The following is a 12,147-nucleotide window of genomic DNA, read 5'->3' on the forward strand; positions in this document are numbered from 1 at the left end:
TCGACACCGAGCACCCGTCAGGCGCCTCCTCCCCCACGGGAGGAGGCGCCTGACGCGTGTTCAGGGGTTGAGGCCGAGGGTGCGCATCCGCTCGGTGTGCGCGGCGGTGATGCGGTCGACCAGCCGGCCGATGCCGGTGAGGTCGCCGGTGCCGGCGAGGATCAGCCGGGCCAGCTCGTCGCGCTCGGCGATGACCGCCTGCGACTGGGAGATCGCCTCCCCCACCAGCCGCCGGCCCCACAGCGCCAGCCGGCCGGCCAGCGTCGGCTGGGCGGCGATCGCGGCGCGCACCTCCCGGACGGCGAAGTCGGCGTGCCCGGTGTCGGCGAGCACCTCGAGGATCAGCGACCGGTCCGGCTCGGGCAGGAACCCGGCGATCTCGCGGTAGAAGTCGGCGGCCAGCCCGTCGCCGACGTAGGCCTTGACCAGGCCCTCCAGCCACGTGCGCGGGCGGGTGCCCTCGTGGAAGCCGTCCAGGGCGCGGGTGAAGGGCGCCATCACCGCGGCCGGCTCGGCGCCGAGCTCGACCAGCCGGCGGGCCAGCCGGTCGTGGTGGCCGATCTCGGCGGCGGCCATCCGGGCGAGAGCGGCGCGGCCGTCGAGGGTGGGCGCCAGCCGGGCGTCCTCGGCGAGCCGGTCGAACGCGGTCAGCTCGGCGTAGGCCAGCACGCCGAGCAGGTCGACGACGGCGCGGGTCTCGACCGTGGTCACGAGGTGCCTCCGGGGCGGGATGGGCGGGCGCCAGGGGCGCGGGACCGGCGCTGCGCACGCCTGCCGCGCAGGATCGCACGTCTGCCCCGGGAGGATGAGCCCGTGCGGCGCCCCGGCGCGCGGCGAGCGGGTCCCCGCGCCGCCCGCGCTACCATGGGAACAGGCGGGCCGCCAGGCACGCTGGTATCTGTGCGCTGACGAACGTCGCACGACGCCCCGTGGAGCCTCACCGGCACACCGGGTGCGTCCCCGGGGGTCCCCGGTCCGCTGGCCGCGTCGGCGCTGGAACGCACTCCCGCGACACCCGACCGCGGAGCGCCCGGACGACGAGGCCGTCGTCCGCCCGCCGCTCCCCCAGCAGACCAGAGGCGAGAGCACTGACCTCCACCGAGAACACCCCCACCACCCCCGAGCTCGAGCACGCCGAGACCGGCGCGCCGGCCCCCGAGCAGGTCGAGCAGACCGTCGAGCAGCTCGGCGGCGCCCCCGTCGCCGAGACCGCGCCGCTGTTCAGCGACTTCGACGTCCACCCCGACGTCGTCGCGGCGCTGGCCGACGCCGGCATCACCCGCACCTTCGCCATCCAGGAGCTCACCCTCCCGCTGGCGCTGGCCGGCCACGACCTCATCGGGCAGGCCCGCACCGGCACCGGCAAGACCCTCGGCTTCGGCGTCCCCATGCTGCAGCGCGTCGTGCCGCCGGCCGAGGGCGGTGACGGCGTCCCGCAGGCGCTGGTCGTCGTGCCCACCCGCGAGCTGTGCGTCCAGGTCGCCCGCGACCTGGCCACCGCCGGGAAGAAGCGTGGCACCCGCGTGCAGGCCATCTACGGCGGCCGCGCCTACGAGCCGCAGGTGCAGGCGCTGCAGGGCGGCGTCGAGATCGTCGTCGGCACGCCCGGCCGGCTGCTCGACCTGGCCGAGCAGGGTCACCTGATCCTGGGCAAGGTCAAGGTGCTCGTCCTCGACGAGGCCGACGAGATGCTCGACCTGGGCTTCCTGCCCGACATCGAGCGGATCCTCGGCATGGTCCCGGCGCAGCGGCAGACGATGCTGTTCTCGGCCACCATGCCCGGCCCGATCGTCACCCTGTCGCGGTCGTTCATGACCCAGCCGACGCACATCCGCGCGCACGGCAACGACGAGGGCTCGACCGTCCCGCAGACCACCCAGTTCGTCTACCGGGCGCACAACCTGGACAAGCCCGAGCTGCTCGCCCGGGTCCTGCAGGCCCGCGGCCGCGCGCTGGCGATGGTCTTCTGCCGCACCAAGCGCACCGCGCAGAAGGTCGCCGACGAGCTCGTCGAGCGCGGCTTCGCGGCCGCCGCGGTGCACGGCGACCTCGGCCAGGGCGCCCGCGAGCAGGCACTGCGCGCCTTCCGCAGCGGCAAGGTCGACGTCCTGGTCGCCACCGACGTCGCCGCCCGCGGCATCGACGTCACCGGCGTCAGTCACGTCGTCAACTACCAGTGCCCCGAGGACGAGAAGACCTACGTGCACCGGATCGGCCGCACCGGCCGCGCCGGCAGCACCGGTGTCGCCGTCACGCTGGTCGACTGGGACGACATCCCCCGGTGGCAGCTGATCAACAAGGCGCTGGACCTGGACTTCACCGACCCGCCGGAGACCTACTCCACCTCGCCGTGGGTCCACACCGACCTCGACGTGCCCGAGGGCGCCAGCGGCCGGCTGCCGCGCTCGCAGCGGACCCGCGAGGGTCTCGACGCCGAGACGATCGAGGACCTCGGCGAGACCGGCAAGAAGTCGAAGGGCGCCGGCCGCGGTCCGGGCCGCGAGGAGACGCACGGGGACGCCGAGCGGCCCGCCCGCTCGCGCAGCCGCCGCCGCACCCGCGGGGGCGGCGCGGCCGCCGAGGGGGCCGCGGCCGCCGAGGGCGCCGACACCCAGGACGCTCCCGAGGCCCCGGCCGCCGAGGGCCCCGCCGCCGGCGAGGACGCCCCCGGCAAGCCGCGCCGCCGTCGCCGCCGCCGCGGGGGCGCCAAGCGCGGCACCGGCAACGGCACCGAGGGCGCCGAGGGCGCCGGCGGCGACGACAGCGCCGGCAGCGGCTCCGACGGCTCCGAGTCCGCCGCCTGACGCCGGGCGATGCGCCCTCCGCCGCTGCGGGTGTGGGTCTGGACGGCGGCCGCGCTCGCGCTGGTCGTCGTCGCCACCCTGCTGTGGCGGGGGTCGAGCGTCGCCGCGACCGACAGCACCACCGCGCCCGAGCCCGCCGTCCCGGACGCCGCCCCGGACGGGGAGCTGACGGAGGCGTGGACGGCGCAGGCCGGCGCCCCGCTGCCCCGCCGGGTGGTGGAGGGCGGCCGGGTGCTGGTGACCGACGAGCACGGGTTCGCCGCGCTCGACGCGGTCACCGGTGAGGAGGCGTGGCACTACCGGCGCGGGGACGCCCGGCTGTGCGACGCGACCGCGGTGAACGGCCTCGTCGTGGCGGTGTTCCGCACCGCCGACCGCTGCGACGAGGCGCTCGCGCTCACCGCGGCCACCGGGGTGCGCGCCTGGACCCGCAACTTGAGCCTGCGCGGCGACGCCACGCTGGCCTCCACCGACCGGGTCGTGCTGGCTGCCGGTCCCACCGGCGTCGTCGTCCTCGACCCGGTGGGCGACAACGTCCGCTGGCGGTACGGACCCCCCGAGGGCTGCCGGCTGCTCGGGTCCGACGTCGGGAGCGCCGGCGTGGTGGTGCTGCAGCGCTGCCCCGGCACGGCCGCCCTCCAGCTGCGCCTGTTCGACGGCTCCTCCGGTCAGGCGCGGTGGACCCGCGACGTCGCCGTCCCCGAGGACGGCACCGTGCGGCTGACCGGCGCCGACCGGGTGGTCGGCGTCGTCGCCGGCGACACGCTGCTGCTGTCCCGGGCCGACGACGGCGCGGCGCTGCCGGAGCTGCCGCTGCCCGCGGCCACCGGCGACCCGGGCACGGAGCTGCTGCACCAGGCCGGGGCCGGCGACCTCGCGCTGGTCTGGGCGCGCGGCACCGTGTGGGCGCTGGACCCGGCCACCGGCGTCCCGCGGTGGCAGCTGCCCGCGCTCGGGCTGCCCTCCACCGGCGAGGCCACCGGGACGACCGACGCGGCGACGGTGTGGGTGCCCGAGGACGGCGGCTTCGTGCAGCGCGACCTGGCCACCGGCACCGAGGTCGGGCGCTCGGCCGCCGGCGGGCTCGTCCCCGGCGGGCGCACCGCCGTCGTCGGACCGGTGCTCGTCCAGCGCCTGCCCGACCGGGTGATCGGGTACCGCTGAGTCCCGCCTCGACGCGGCGCGGACGGCTCCCGCGAGGTTGACTGGAAGCCATGGTGCTGCCCGGGAGCCCCGACACCTCAGACCGTCCCGCACCCGTCCTCGCCGTCGCCCCCGACGACCTGCGCCAGCTCGCCGACCACGACGCGACCCCGCGCACGCTGTCCGGCCGCGCCGGGCCGCTGGCCGCGCTCGACACCGGCGGCCCCGGCGCCCGCGGCACCGTGCTGATGGTGGCCGGCTTCACCGGCAGCAAGGAGGACTTCGCCCCGCTGCTGGCCCCGCTGGCGGCCGACGGCTTCCGGGTGGTCGCGATCGACCAGCGCGGGCAGTACGAGTCGCCCGGTCCCGACGACCCGGCCGCCTACGCGGTGGCCGAGCTGGCCGCCGACGTCCTCGCCGTCGCGTCCGTGCTGGCCGGCGAGACCGGGCCGCCGCACCTGCTCGGGCACAGCTTCGGCGGCCTGGTCGCCCGGGCCGCCGTCCTCGCCGACCCCACCGCGTTCCGCTCGCTCACCCTGCTCGGGTCCGGGCCGGCCGCGCTCACCGGTCCGCGGGTGGCGCTGCTCGACCACCTCGGCCCGCTGCTGGACGCCGGCGGGGTGGAGCTGGTGTCGGACACGCTCGAGCAGCTGGCCATGACCGACCCGCGCGCCCAGGCCGTCCCGGCACCGACCCGCGCCTTCTACACCCGCCGGTTCCTCCGCAACACCGCCGCGGGGCTGCGCGGGATGGCCGACGCGATGACCACCGAGCCCGACCGGGTGGCCGAGCTCGCCGCCACCGGCGTGCCGGTGCTGGTGGCCCACGGCGAGGCCGACGACGCCTGGCCGCCCCGGGTCCAGGCCGACATGGCCGCGCGGCTGGGCGCCCGCCACGAGGTGGTGCCGCGGGCGGTGCACTCCCCCGCCGTCGAGAACGCGCCGCACACGCTGCGGGTGCTGGAGTCGTTCTGGTCCTCCGTCCCGGCGAGCACCCGGTGAGCGGCGCACGACCCTCGTCCCGCGACTGGACCGACGAGGAGGACCGGCGGGGCTTCTTCGGCCCGGACAGCGTCACCTGGCGGGTGCACGCCGACCCGGTCTACAGCGTCGGCGGGCTGCGGGCGCTGCTGCTGCAGACCCTGCACCCGGTCGCGATGGACGGCGTCGCCCGCAACTCGGTGTTCCGCGAGGAGCCGTGGCAGCGGCTGACCAGCACCGCCGCGTACGTCGACACGCTGACCTTCGGCACCCGCCGCGAGGCGGTGCGCGTGGTGCGCCGGGTCCGCGGGGTGCACCGCCGGCTGGGCGGCACCGAGGAGACCACCGGCCGCTCCTACCGGGTGGACGACCCCGACCTGCTGCTGTGGGTGCACTGCGCGCAGGTCGACTCGCTGCTCGACGTCGCCCGCCGCGCCGGCGTGGTCGACGACGCCGAGGCCGACCGCTACGTCGCCGAGCAGGTGACCGCGGCGGAGCTGATCGGCGTCGACGCCGCCGACGTGCCCGACTCGGTCGCGGCCCTGGCCGGCTACTTCACGCGGGTGCGCCCACAGCTGGCCGTGACGCCGGCCGCGCGCGACGCCTGGCGCTTCCTCGTCGTCCCGCCCATGCCGCGGTGGGTGCAGGTGCTCACGCCGGCCCGGCCGGCGTGGGGGTCACTGGCCTCCCTGGCGGTGGCGACGCTGCCGCCGTGGGCGCGGCGCCTGGCGTCGCTGCCGGGGCTGGCGGTCACCGACGCGGCCGCCACCGCGGCGCTGCGGGCCCTCCGGACCGGGCTGCTGGCGCTGCCCGACCGCACGCGGCTCTCACCGATCGTGCGCGCGGGCCTGGAGCGGACCGCCGCCTAGGCCGGGGACGGCGTGGCGGACGCCGCCGGGGACGCCGCGACGTCGTCCTCGGCGAGGAAGCTCCAGGTCTCGCGCGCCGGCGTCGCGGCCTGCCCCGCCGGGCAGCTGGACCGGAAGTCGCACCAGCCGCACTGCCGGCCGGTCACCGCGGGGAAAGCCTCGTCGCGCGACGCGCCGCCCTCCAGGGCCTCGGTCGCGACGGCGATGTCGGCGGCGACGTCCTCGGCGCGGCGCACGTGGTTGGCCAGCGAGCGCTCGGTGTGCTCGAAGGAGGCCACCGTCCCGCTGGGCAGGTGGTGCAGCTCGACCCGGCGGCAGGGCCGGCGCAGCGTGCGCTGGACGCCGAGGACGTAGACCGCCAGCGCCGGTGACCCGCGCGCCTCGTCGTCGGTGCTGGGCACCCGGCCGGTCTTGTAGTCGACGACGACCAGCTCGTCGCCGCGCTGGTCGATGCGGTCGACCCGGCCCGACAGCGCTAGCCGGGCCGTGGTGGCCGCGACCTGGCGCTCGGTGCCGACCGGCTCGTCGCCGGGGTCGAGGTCGGCGACGTAGTCGGTCAGCCAGCCGGCCGCGCGCGCCCGCCACCGCTCGGACTGGTCGGCGTCGCGGAAGCCGCTGGGCGACCAGGCGCCGTAGAGCAGCTGCCGGGCCGCGCCGGCGGTGCGCCGGTCCCGGGGCAGCTCCCACCAGGAGCGCAGCGCCGCGTGCACCGCCGAGCCCACCGAGTTGTGCGCCCACGGCGGCCCCTTGGGCGGGGTCGGGCGGTCGACGTAGGCGAACCGGTACCGGCGGGGGCAGTCGGCGAAGGTGGCGAGCTTGCTCGGCGTCGCGGGGAACAGCCGCTGCGGCATCCCCGGCATCTCCAGCTGCGCCCCACCCACGCCGGTCACGCTAACCCGCGGCACCGGCCGGCCCGGTGAACGGCGCGGTGCCGGTCCCCGCGGCGAGCAGCGCCTCGTACTGCCCGGGGTCGGTGAGACAGGCCCCGATCGGCGTCGTCTTGTTGGCGCCGTGGTGGTCGCTGGAGCCGGTGACCAGCAGCCCCAGCTCGCCGGCCAGGCCGCGCAGGTGGTCGCGCTCGGCGGGGCCGTGGTCGGGGTGGTCGACCTCCAGGCCGAGCAGCCCGGCGCCGGCCATCGCCGCGATCGCCGCGTCGTCGACCACCCGGCCGCGCTTCCTCGCCAGGCCGTGGGCGAACACCGGCACGCCGCCGGCCTCCCGGACCAGCCGGATCCCCTCGAGGACGTCGGTGTCGGCCTTGGCCACGTAGTGGGGGCTGCGGTGGGACAGCAGCGTGGCGAAGGCCTCGTCGACCGACGCGACGACGCCGGCCTCGACCAGCGCCCGCGCCACGTGCGGGCGGCCGACCACCCCGCCGGCCGAGGCCTCGACGACGCGCTCCCACACCACCGGGTGGCCGGCCGCGGCGAGCGCGGTGACGATGCGCTCACCGCGGCTGAGCCGCTCGGCGCGCAGCCGGGTCAGCTCCGCGGTCAGCGCCGGGTGCGCGGGGTCGAACAGGTAGGCGAGCAGGTGCACGCTGACCGGCGGCTCGTCGGCCGGGAACCAGCGGCAGGACAGCTCCATGCCGGGGACGACGGTGAGCCCGGCCGGGCGGGCGGCCCGCGCCGCGGCCCACCCGTCGGTGGTGTCGTGGTCGGTCAGCGCGACCACGTCGAGGCCGGCCGCGGCCGCGGTGGCCACCAGCGCGGCGGGGGTCTCGGTGCCGTCGGAGACCGCCGAGTGGGTGTGCAGGTCGATGCGCATCGGCGTCCAGCCTCCCTCAGGCCGGTGCGGGTCCGTCCTGGCGGGGGCTGCGGGCGCCGGGGATGGGCTGGGTGTCGCGCCGACCGCCGCGCCCGCCCTCACGTCCCTCGGCGGGCTCGGGGTTGCCCTCGTCGTCGCCGCCGGCCGCACTCCCCCAGTCGCTGCCGAAGAGCAGCCCGCTGACCTGGTGGTAGAGGAGGTCGGCGCGCGGCAGGAAGGTGATCTGGGACAGCGCCTGCTGCTGGCCGGCGGACTCGAAGCGGAAGGTGCCGTAGCCGAGCACCTGGCCCAGCAGCGTCTCCTTCCAGGTCAGGTCGGTGATCCGGCGCAGCGGGAGGAGGGTGACGGTGCGGGCGACGATCCCCGAGGTGAGCAGGACCCGGCGGCGGGTGACGATGAAGTGCCGCATCCACCACTCGCCGGCGCGCAGCGCGAACGACCCCAGCGCGCCGAGGACGAGGACCAGCCCGACGGTGGCGCCGACCCGGTTGTCGGGATCGAGGGTGAGCACCCACAGGCCGGCGACGAGCACCGGCAGCGCCTTGGCGGCGGGCTCGAGCAGCACGGCCCAGTGCCGGCGGGTGGCCAGGACGGCGTCCTCACCGGGGAGCAGGTACTTCGCGGCGTCCTTGGCCCACCGCGGCGGGCGGCCGTCGCTGCCCCGCGCCGGGCCGGTCACGGCCGCCTAGACGAGCGACTCGACGAACGCGGCCAGCGACGAGGCGGCGTCCCCGAGCGCCTCACCCGCGTTGCGCACCATCGCGGCCGAGGACTCCGGCTGCTGGATGACGTAGAAGACGACGAAGGCGACGGCCAGCCAGACGAGGATCTTCTTCAGGTTCACCGCCACCTCCGGGGTCTGCTCGCACCGGCGGGCACGGTGCCCGCGCGAGTGGGCCCGGAGGCCGGTCCCATGCGTAACACAGGCCCCACGGTCCTCCCGGGCGGACACGCCGGGCGGCCCCGGCCGGTCACTCCCCGGGCAGGAAGTGCTCGCTGGGCGGCCCGAGCGGGAGGTCGGGGTAGAGCCGGTCGCGCAGGTCGAGCAGCGTGAGCTCCTCGGCGAGCAGCCAGCCGGCCGACATCGGCCACATGACCAGCCACAGCCACACGCCGTAGGCCTCCCCGACGAAGGCGGCGCGGTCGTCGGAGGTGGGGACGGCCCACAGCGGGGCGCGCTGTCCGGCGGCCTCGACCGCCGCCGAGGACGGCCCGGTGATCACGTCGCCCGGGTCGAGACCGGGCAGGCCCGCGTACCCGCAGCCCACACCGGTGCCCGGCTCCTCGGCGACCAGGACCAGCTCGGCGGACCCGCCCAGCGGCGCGGGCCCGGCGCAGCCGACGACGATGGCCCGGGCGCCGGGCTCGCCGCCCCACGCCAGGCCGGTGACCGTCCAGCCCGACGGCATGGGGTCGGGCACCCAGGCCGGCACCCGGGCGTCGGCGGTGACCGCGGCGATGGCGTCGTGCGCGATGAGCGTGGTGTGGTGCAGCGGCGTCACGGCGCCGTGCACGTGGCACCAGGCGAGCGCGGAGTCCCCCGGGCGCACGACGAGCGGCTCACCGCAGCGGGGGCAGACCGGGGAGGCGCTCATCGGATGACACCGTCCTGTCACTCGATCGGTTCGTCAAGCGGAGTCCGACGCGTTCCGGCGTGCCGCCGTAGGCTCGCGCGCGTGCCCGCCTCCCCCGCCGGCGGGGGTCCCGACGCCCCCGCAGCGCCGGTGCAGCGCTGCGTGGGGGCCGTGGTGCTCGACGACGCCGGGCGGCTGCTGCTGGTGCGCCGGCGCAACGAGCCGGGTCGCGGGCTGTGGTCGGTGCCCGGCGGCCGGGTCGAGCCCGGGGAGTCGCTCGCCGGCGCCGCCGCGCGGGAGGTGCGGGAGGAGACCGGCCTGGACGTGCGGGTCGGCGCGGAGGTGGGCCGGGTGACGATCCCCGGGGACGGCGTCGTCTACGACGTCGTCGACTTCGCCTGCACGCTCACCGGCCCGGCGCGTCCGGTCCCCGGCGACGACGCCGACGCGGTGCTGTTCGCCGACGCCGCCGACCTCGAGCGGCTGACCTGCACGCCGCGGCTGCTGGAGACGCTGCGCGGCTGGGGCGCGCTGCCGGGCTGACCGCCGCGGCGCCTCCCGCGGGCGTCAGCCGCGGGGCGTGGGCTCCGGGCGGCCGGGCTGCTCGCCGCCGCGGGCCTCGCCGTAGGAGCGCTTGGGCACCATGACCTTGCGCCGGAAGGTGCAGACGACGGTGCCGTCCTGCTTGTAGCCGATCGTCTCGACGTGGACCACGCCGCGGTCGTCCCTCGACCGCGACTCGGTCTTGTCCAGGACCGTCGTCTCCCCGTAGATCGTGTCGCCGTGGAAGGTCGGCGCGACGTGCCGCAGCGACTCGATCTCCAGGTTGGCGATGGCCTTGCCCGACACGTCGGGGACGCTCATCCCGAGCAGCAGCGAGTAGACGTAGTTGCCGACCACGACGTTGCGGCCGAAGTCGGTGGTCTCGGCGGCGTAGTGGGCGTCGAGGTGCAGCGGGTGGTGGTTCATCGTGATCAGGCAGAACAAGTGGTCGTCGTACTCGGTGACGGTCTTCCCGGGCCAGTGCTTGTAGACCGCCCCGACCTCGAACTCCTCGTAGTACCGGCCGAACTGCATCTGCGCGCTCCCGACGTCGTCGTGGGGTGAGCGGGGCCCGCGCGCGGGGACCGTCCCGGCACGGGTGGCCCGTGTGCCACGGCGCGCGCCGGTGACCCGTCTGGACGGCCGCCGATCCTACGATGCGCCGATGGTCGAGCTCTCCCGCGCCGCCGACCCCGCGGAGGCCGAGGTGGTGGCGCTCTCCCCCGGCGGGCGACGCGCCCGTCTGGCCGCCACGGCGGTCGTCCTGGCGCTGCTGCTGGCCGGCACGGTGTGGGGCACCGACGCCCACTTCCCGTTCGGCCCGTTCAAGATGTACTCGACCCGCGCGTCCAACGACGCCCCGGTCGTGTCCACCCGCGTCGTCGGCCTGACCGGCGACGGCCGGGAGGTGCGCCTGTCCGGCGGCGAGGTCGGCCTGCGCCGCGCCGAGTTCGAGGGTCAGCTGCCACGTCTGGTCGAGGACCCCTCGCTGCTGGTCCTGCTGGCCGACACCTACGCCGAGCACCACCCCGGCGGCCCGCAGCTGGTCGAGGTGCAGGTGGTGCTGCGCCGCTTCGAGCTCGTCGCCGGCGAGCGCACCGGCGCGTGGACCGACGACGTGCTGGTCGCGCAGGAGCTGGCGGTCGGCCCGTGAGCACCGCGCTGCCCACCGCCGAGGCCACGACCCGCCCGGCCCCCCGGGGACCCCTGGCCGCCGTGCGCGGGTTCTGGACGCGGCCGGTGCCGCTGGCGCGGATCGCGGTGTTCCGCACCATCGCCTACCTGTTCGTGCCCGTCGACGTGTTCCTGACCACCGCGTGGGTGGCCGCCCACGCCGACGTGCCGACCGCGTACTACCAGCCGCTGGTCGTCGGCCGGCTGCTGCAGCTGCCCACGCCGACCGCCACGGTCGTGACCGTCGTCCAGTGGCTGCTGGTGGCCGCCGCGCTGGCCGCCGCCACCGGCCGGGCCCCCCGCCTGCTCGGCACCGCGGTGTTCCTCCTCTACTCCGAGTGGATGGTCATCGCGATGAGCTACGGCAAGGTCGACCACGACCGCATCGCCTACCTCGTCGCCCTCGCCGTGCTGCCGACCATCGGCGTGGCGTGCTGGCGCGACCGCCGCTCGTCGGAGGCCGCCGGCTGGGCGATGGCCGCGGTGTTCGTCACCGTGGTGCTCACCTACTTCCTCGCCGCCTGGGCGAAGGTGCGCTTCGGCGGGTGGGACTGGGCCACGGGCTCGACGATCACCCGCGCGGTCATCCGCCGGGGTACCGCGCTGTCGGAGTGGACCCTCGACGTGCCCGGTCTGCTCACGGCCGCGCAGTGGGTGATGCTCGTGGCCGAGTTCGCCGCGCCGCTGATGCTGCTGGTCCGCTCCGACCGGGCCCGGGTGGCGCTGGTCGTCTTCCTGCTCGGTTTCCACCTGATGGTGTTCGGCGGGCTGCGCATCATCTTCCTGCCGCACTGCGTGGCGATCCTGTCGATCCTGCCGTGGGAGCGGGCGCCCGAGGCCCTGGCCGCGATCCGCTCGCGGCTCGGCCGCGGGGCCGGGCGGGCCGGCGGCGTGCCCGCCGCAGACCCACCCGGCTGACCGCCGGGCCCGCTCAGAGCAGCGCACCGATGCGGGCGGCCATGTCCGCCTCGTGCTGCTGGTAGGACCCGGCCACCTGGCCGAGCAGCCCGCCCATGCCGGTCAGCGCGTCGCTGACCCCCTGCGCGGACAGCCGCCACTGCTCGTAGAGCGCGCTGAACTGCACGGCCGCCTGGCTGTCGGTCCAGCCGTCGAGCACCGAGGTGTTGACGTGGCTCGACAGCGTCGCGTGGCGCGACGCGGTCTCGGCGGCCTCGGCCTGGCACTGCCCGGCCATCGACTGCAGCGTGGCGATGTCGACCTTCATGGTCCCTCCCGTCCGGTCCGGGTCCCTCCCGGTGGCAGCGGACGGTAGGCCGCTGCGGCCGGGGAGCCG

15 protein-coding genes are annotated in these 12,147 nt (G+C 76.8%); 7 read left to right on the plus strand and 8 right to left on the minus strand.

The annotated features are described in order from the left end of the window. Positions 1-60: 60 nt before the first annotated feature. Positions 61-711 (minus strand): ferritin-like fold-containing protein, encoded by a 651-nt coding sequence (locus BLQ97_RS01555; protein ID WP_091362594.1) that lies wholly within the window; start codon positions 709-711, stop codon positions 61-63. Between the two features lie 218 nt (positions 712-929). On the opposite strand from BLQ97_RS01555, the gene BLQ97_RS01560 reads away from it, so the two are divergent. The 4 genes from BLQ97_RS01560 to BLQ97_RS01575 are packed head-to-tail and all read left to right on the plus strand — an operon-like array spanning position 930 to position 5,796. Further along, entirely contained in the window at positions 930-2,804 is a 1,875-nt protein-coding gene (locus BLQ97_RS01560) for a DEAD/DEAH box helicase (RefSeq protein WP_245691719.1), read from the plus strand. A gap of 9 nt (positions 2,805-2,813) precedes the next feature. Then, on the plus strand, positions 2,814-3,968 hold the full coding sequence (locus tag BLQ97_RS01565) for an outer membrane protein assembly factor BamB family protein (RefSeq protein WP_091362597.1): 1,155 nt from the start codon (positions 2,814-2,816) through the stop codon (positions 3,966-3,968). 50 nt (positions 3,969-4,018) lie between these two features. After that, positions 4,019-4,948, plus strand: coding sequence for an alpha/beta fold hydrolase (locus tag BLQ97_RS01570; RefSeq protein ID WP_091362599.1), 930 nt, complete (start codon positions 4,019-4,021; stop codon positions 4,946-4,948). Next, positions 4,945-5,796, plus strand: coding sequence for an oxygenase MpaB family protein (locus BLQ97_RS01575; RefSeq protein WP_091362601.1), 852 nt, complete (start codon positions 4,945-4,947; stop codon positions 5,794-5,796). Before BLQ97_RS01570 ends, BLQ97_RS01575 begins: the two co-directional genes overlap by 4 nt. Here the strand turns inward: BLQ97_RS01575 and BLQ97_RS01580 are convergent. The 5 genes from BLQ97_RS01580 to BLQ97_RS01595 all read right to left on the minus strand — a co-directional run bounded on the left by BLQ97_RS01580 (position 5,793) and on the right by BLQ97_RS01595 (position 9,158). Further along, positions 5,793-6,677, minus strand: coding sequence for a RecB family exonuclease (locus BLQ97_RS01580; protein WP_245691720.1), 885 nt, complete (start codon positions 6,675-6,677; stop codon positions 5,793-5,795). The two genes, BLQ97_RS01575 and BLQ97_RS01580, sit on opposite strands and share 4 nt — an antisense overlap. 10 nt (positions 6,678-6,687) lie before the next feature. Further along, positions 6,688-7,563, minus strand: a complete 876-nt coding sequence (locus tag BLQ97_RS01585; protein WP_091362603.1) for a PHP domain-containing protein — start codon at positions 7,561-7,563, stop codon at positions 6,688-6,690. A 16-nt stretch (positions 7,564-7,579) separates the two neighbouring features. Next, positions 7,580-8,242, minus strand: a complete 663-nt coding sequence (locus BLQ97_RS01590) for a PH domain-containing protein (RefSeq protein ID WP_091362606.1) — start codon at positions 8,240-8,242, stop codon at positions 7,580-7,582. 6 nt (positions 8,243-8,248) lie between these two features. Continuing rightward, positions 8,249-8,407, minus strand: coding sequence for a hypothetical protein (locus tag BLQ97_RS23185; RefSeq protein ID WP_175471551.1), 159 nt, complete (start codon positions 8,405-8,407; stop codon positions 8,249-8,251). 127 nt (positions 8,408-8,534) lie between these two features. Further along, positions 8,535-9,158 (minus strand): DUF6758 family protein, encoded by a 624-nt coding sequence (locus BLQ97_RS01595; protein ID WP_091362608.1) that lies wholly within the window; start codon positions 9,156-9,158, stop codon positions 8,535-8,537. An 81-nt stretch (positions 9,159-9,239) separates the two neighbouring features. Here BLQ97_RS01595 and BLQ97_RS01600 point away from each other — a divergent pair, with 81 nt between their 5' ends. After that, positions 9,240-9,680, plus strand: a complete 441-nt coding sequence (locus tag BLQ97_RS01600) for an NUDIX hydrolase (protein ID WP_245691721.1) — start codon at positions 9,240-9,242, stop codon at positions 9,678-9,680. 24 nt (positions 9,681-9,704) lie between these two features. On the opposite strand, the gene BLQ97_RS01605 is transcribed toward BLQ97_RS01600, so the two are convergent. Next, the gene (locus tag BLQ97_RS01605; protein WP_091362613.1) at positions 9,705-10,214 is read right to left on the minus strand and encodes a MaoC family dehydratase; all 510 of its coding nucleotides are present in this window, start codon (positions 10,212-10,214) and stop codon (positions 9,705-9,707) included. Positions 10,215-10,344: 130 nt separating this feature from the next. Here BLQ97_RS01605 and BLQ97_RS01610 point away from each other — a divergent pair, with 130 nt between their 5' ends. Together BLQ97_RS01610 and BLQ97_RS01615 are read left to right on the plus strand one after the other, a co-directional pair. Next, on the plus strand, positions 10,345-10,833 hold the full coding sequence (locus BLQ97_RS01610) for a hypothetical protein (protein ID WP_091362615.1): 489 nt from the start codon (positions 10,345-10,347) through the stop codon (positions 10,831-10,833). Then, a complete protein-coding gene (locus tag BLQ97_RS01615) occupies positions 10,830-11,771 on the plus strand; it encodes an MFS transporter permease (protein WP_245691722.1) in 942 nt (313 codons plus the stop codon). The genes BLQ97_RS01610 and BLQ97_RS01615 overlap by 4 nt, the downstream gene beginning before the upstream one ends. A gap of 13 nt (positions 11,772-11,784) precedes the next feature. On the opposite strand, the gene BLQ97_RS01620 is transcribed toward BLQ97_RS01615, so the two are convergent. Beyond that, on the minus strand, positions 11,785-12,078 hold the full coding sequence (locus tag BLQ97_RS01620; RefSeq protein WP_091362617.1) for a WXG100 family type VII secretion target: 294 nt from the start codon (positions 12,076-12,078) through the stop codon (positions 11,785-11,787). Positions 12,079-12,147: the final 69 nt, after the last annotated feature.

Origin of the sequence: Geodermatophilus telluris, from assembly GCF_900102745.1 — a bacterium.
GTDB classification, from domain to species: domain Bacteria; phylum Actinomycetota; class Actinomycetes; order Mycobacteriales; family Geodermatophilaceae; genus Geodermatophilus; species Geodermatophilus telluris.

Bases quoted from the DNA above. Each gene is read 5' to 3' on its own strand.
- BLQ97_RS01565 (WP_091362597.1), top strand. From the start codon at position 2,814: ATGCGCCCTCCGCCGCTGCGGGTGTGGGTCTGGACGGCGGCCGCGCTC.
- BLQ97_RS01570 (WP_091362599.1), top strand. From the start codon at position 4,019: ATGGTGCTGCCCGGGAGCCCCGACACCTCAGACCGTCCCGCACCCGTC.
- BLQ97_RS01585 (WP_091362603.1), bottom strand. From the start codon at position 7,563: ATGCGCATCGACCTGCACACCCACTCGGCGGTCTCCGACGGCACCGAG.
- BLQ97_RS01595 (WP_091362608.1), bottom strand. From the start codon at position 9,158: ATGAGCGCCTCCCCGGTCTGCCCCCGCTGCGGTGAGCCGCTCGTCGTG.
- BLQ97_RS01605 (WP_091362613.1), bottom strand. From the start codon at position 10,214: ATGCAGTTCGGCCGGTACTACGAGGAGTTCGAGGTCGGGGCGGTCTAC.
- BLQ97_RS01610 (WP_091362615.1), top strand. From the start codon at position 10,345: ATGGTCGAGCTCTCCCGCGCCGCCGACCCCGCGGAGGCCGAGGTGGTG.
- BLQ97_RS01620 (WP_091362617.1), bottom strand. From the start codon at position 12,078: ATGAAGGTCGACATCGCCACGCTGCAGTCGATGGCCGGGCAGTGCCAG.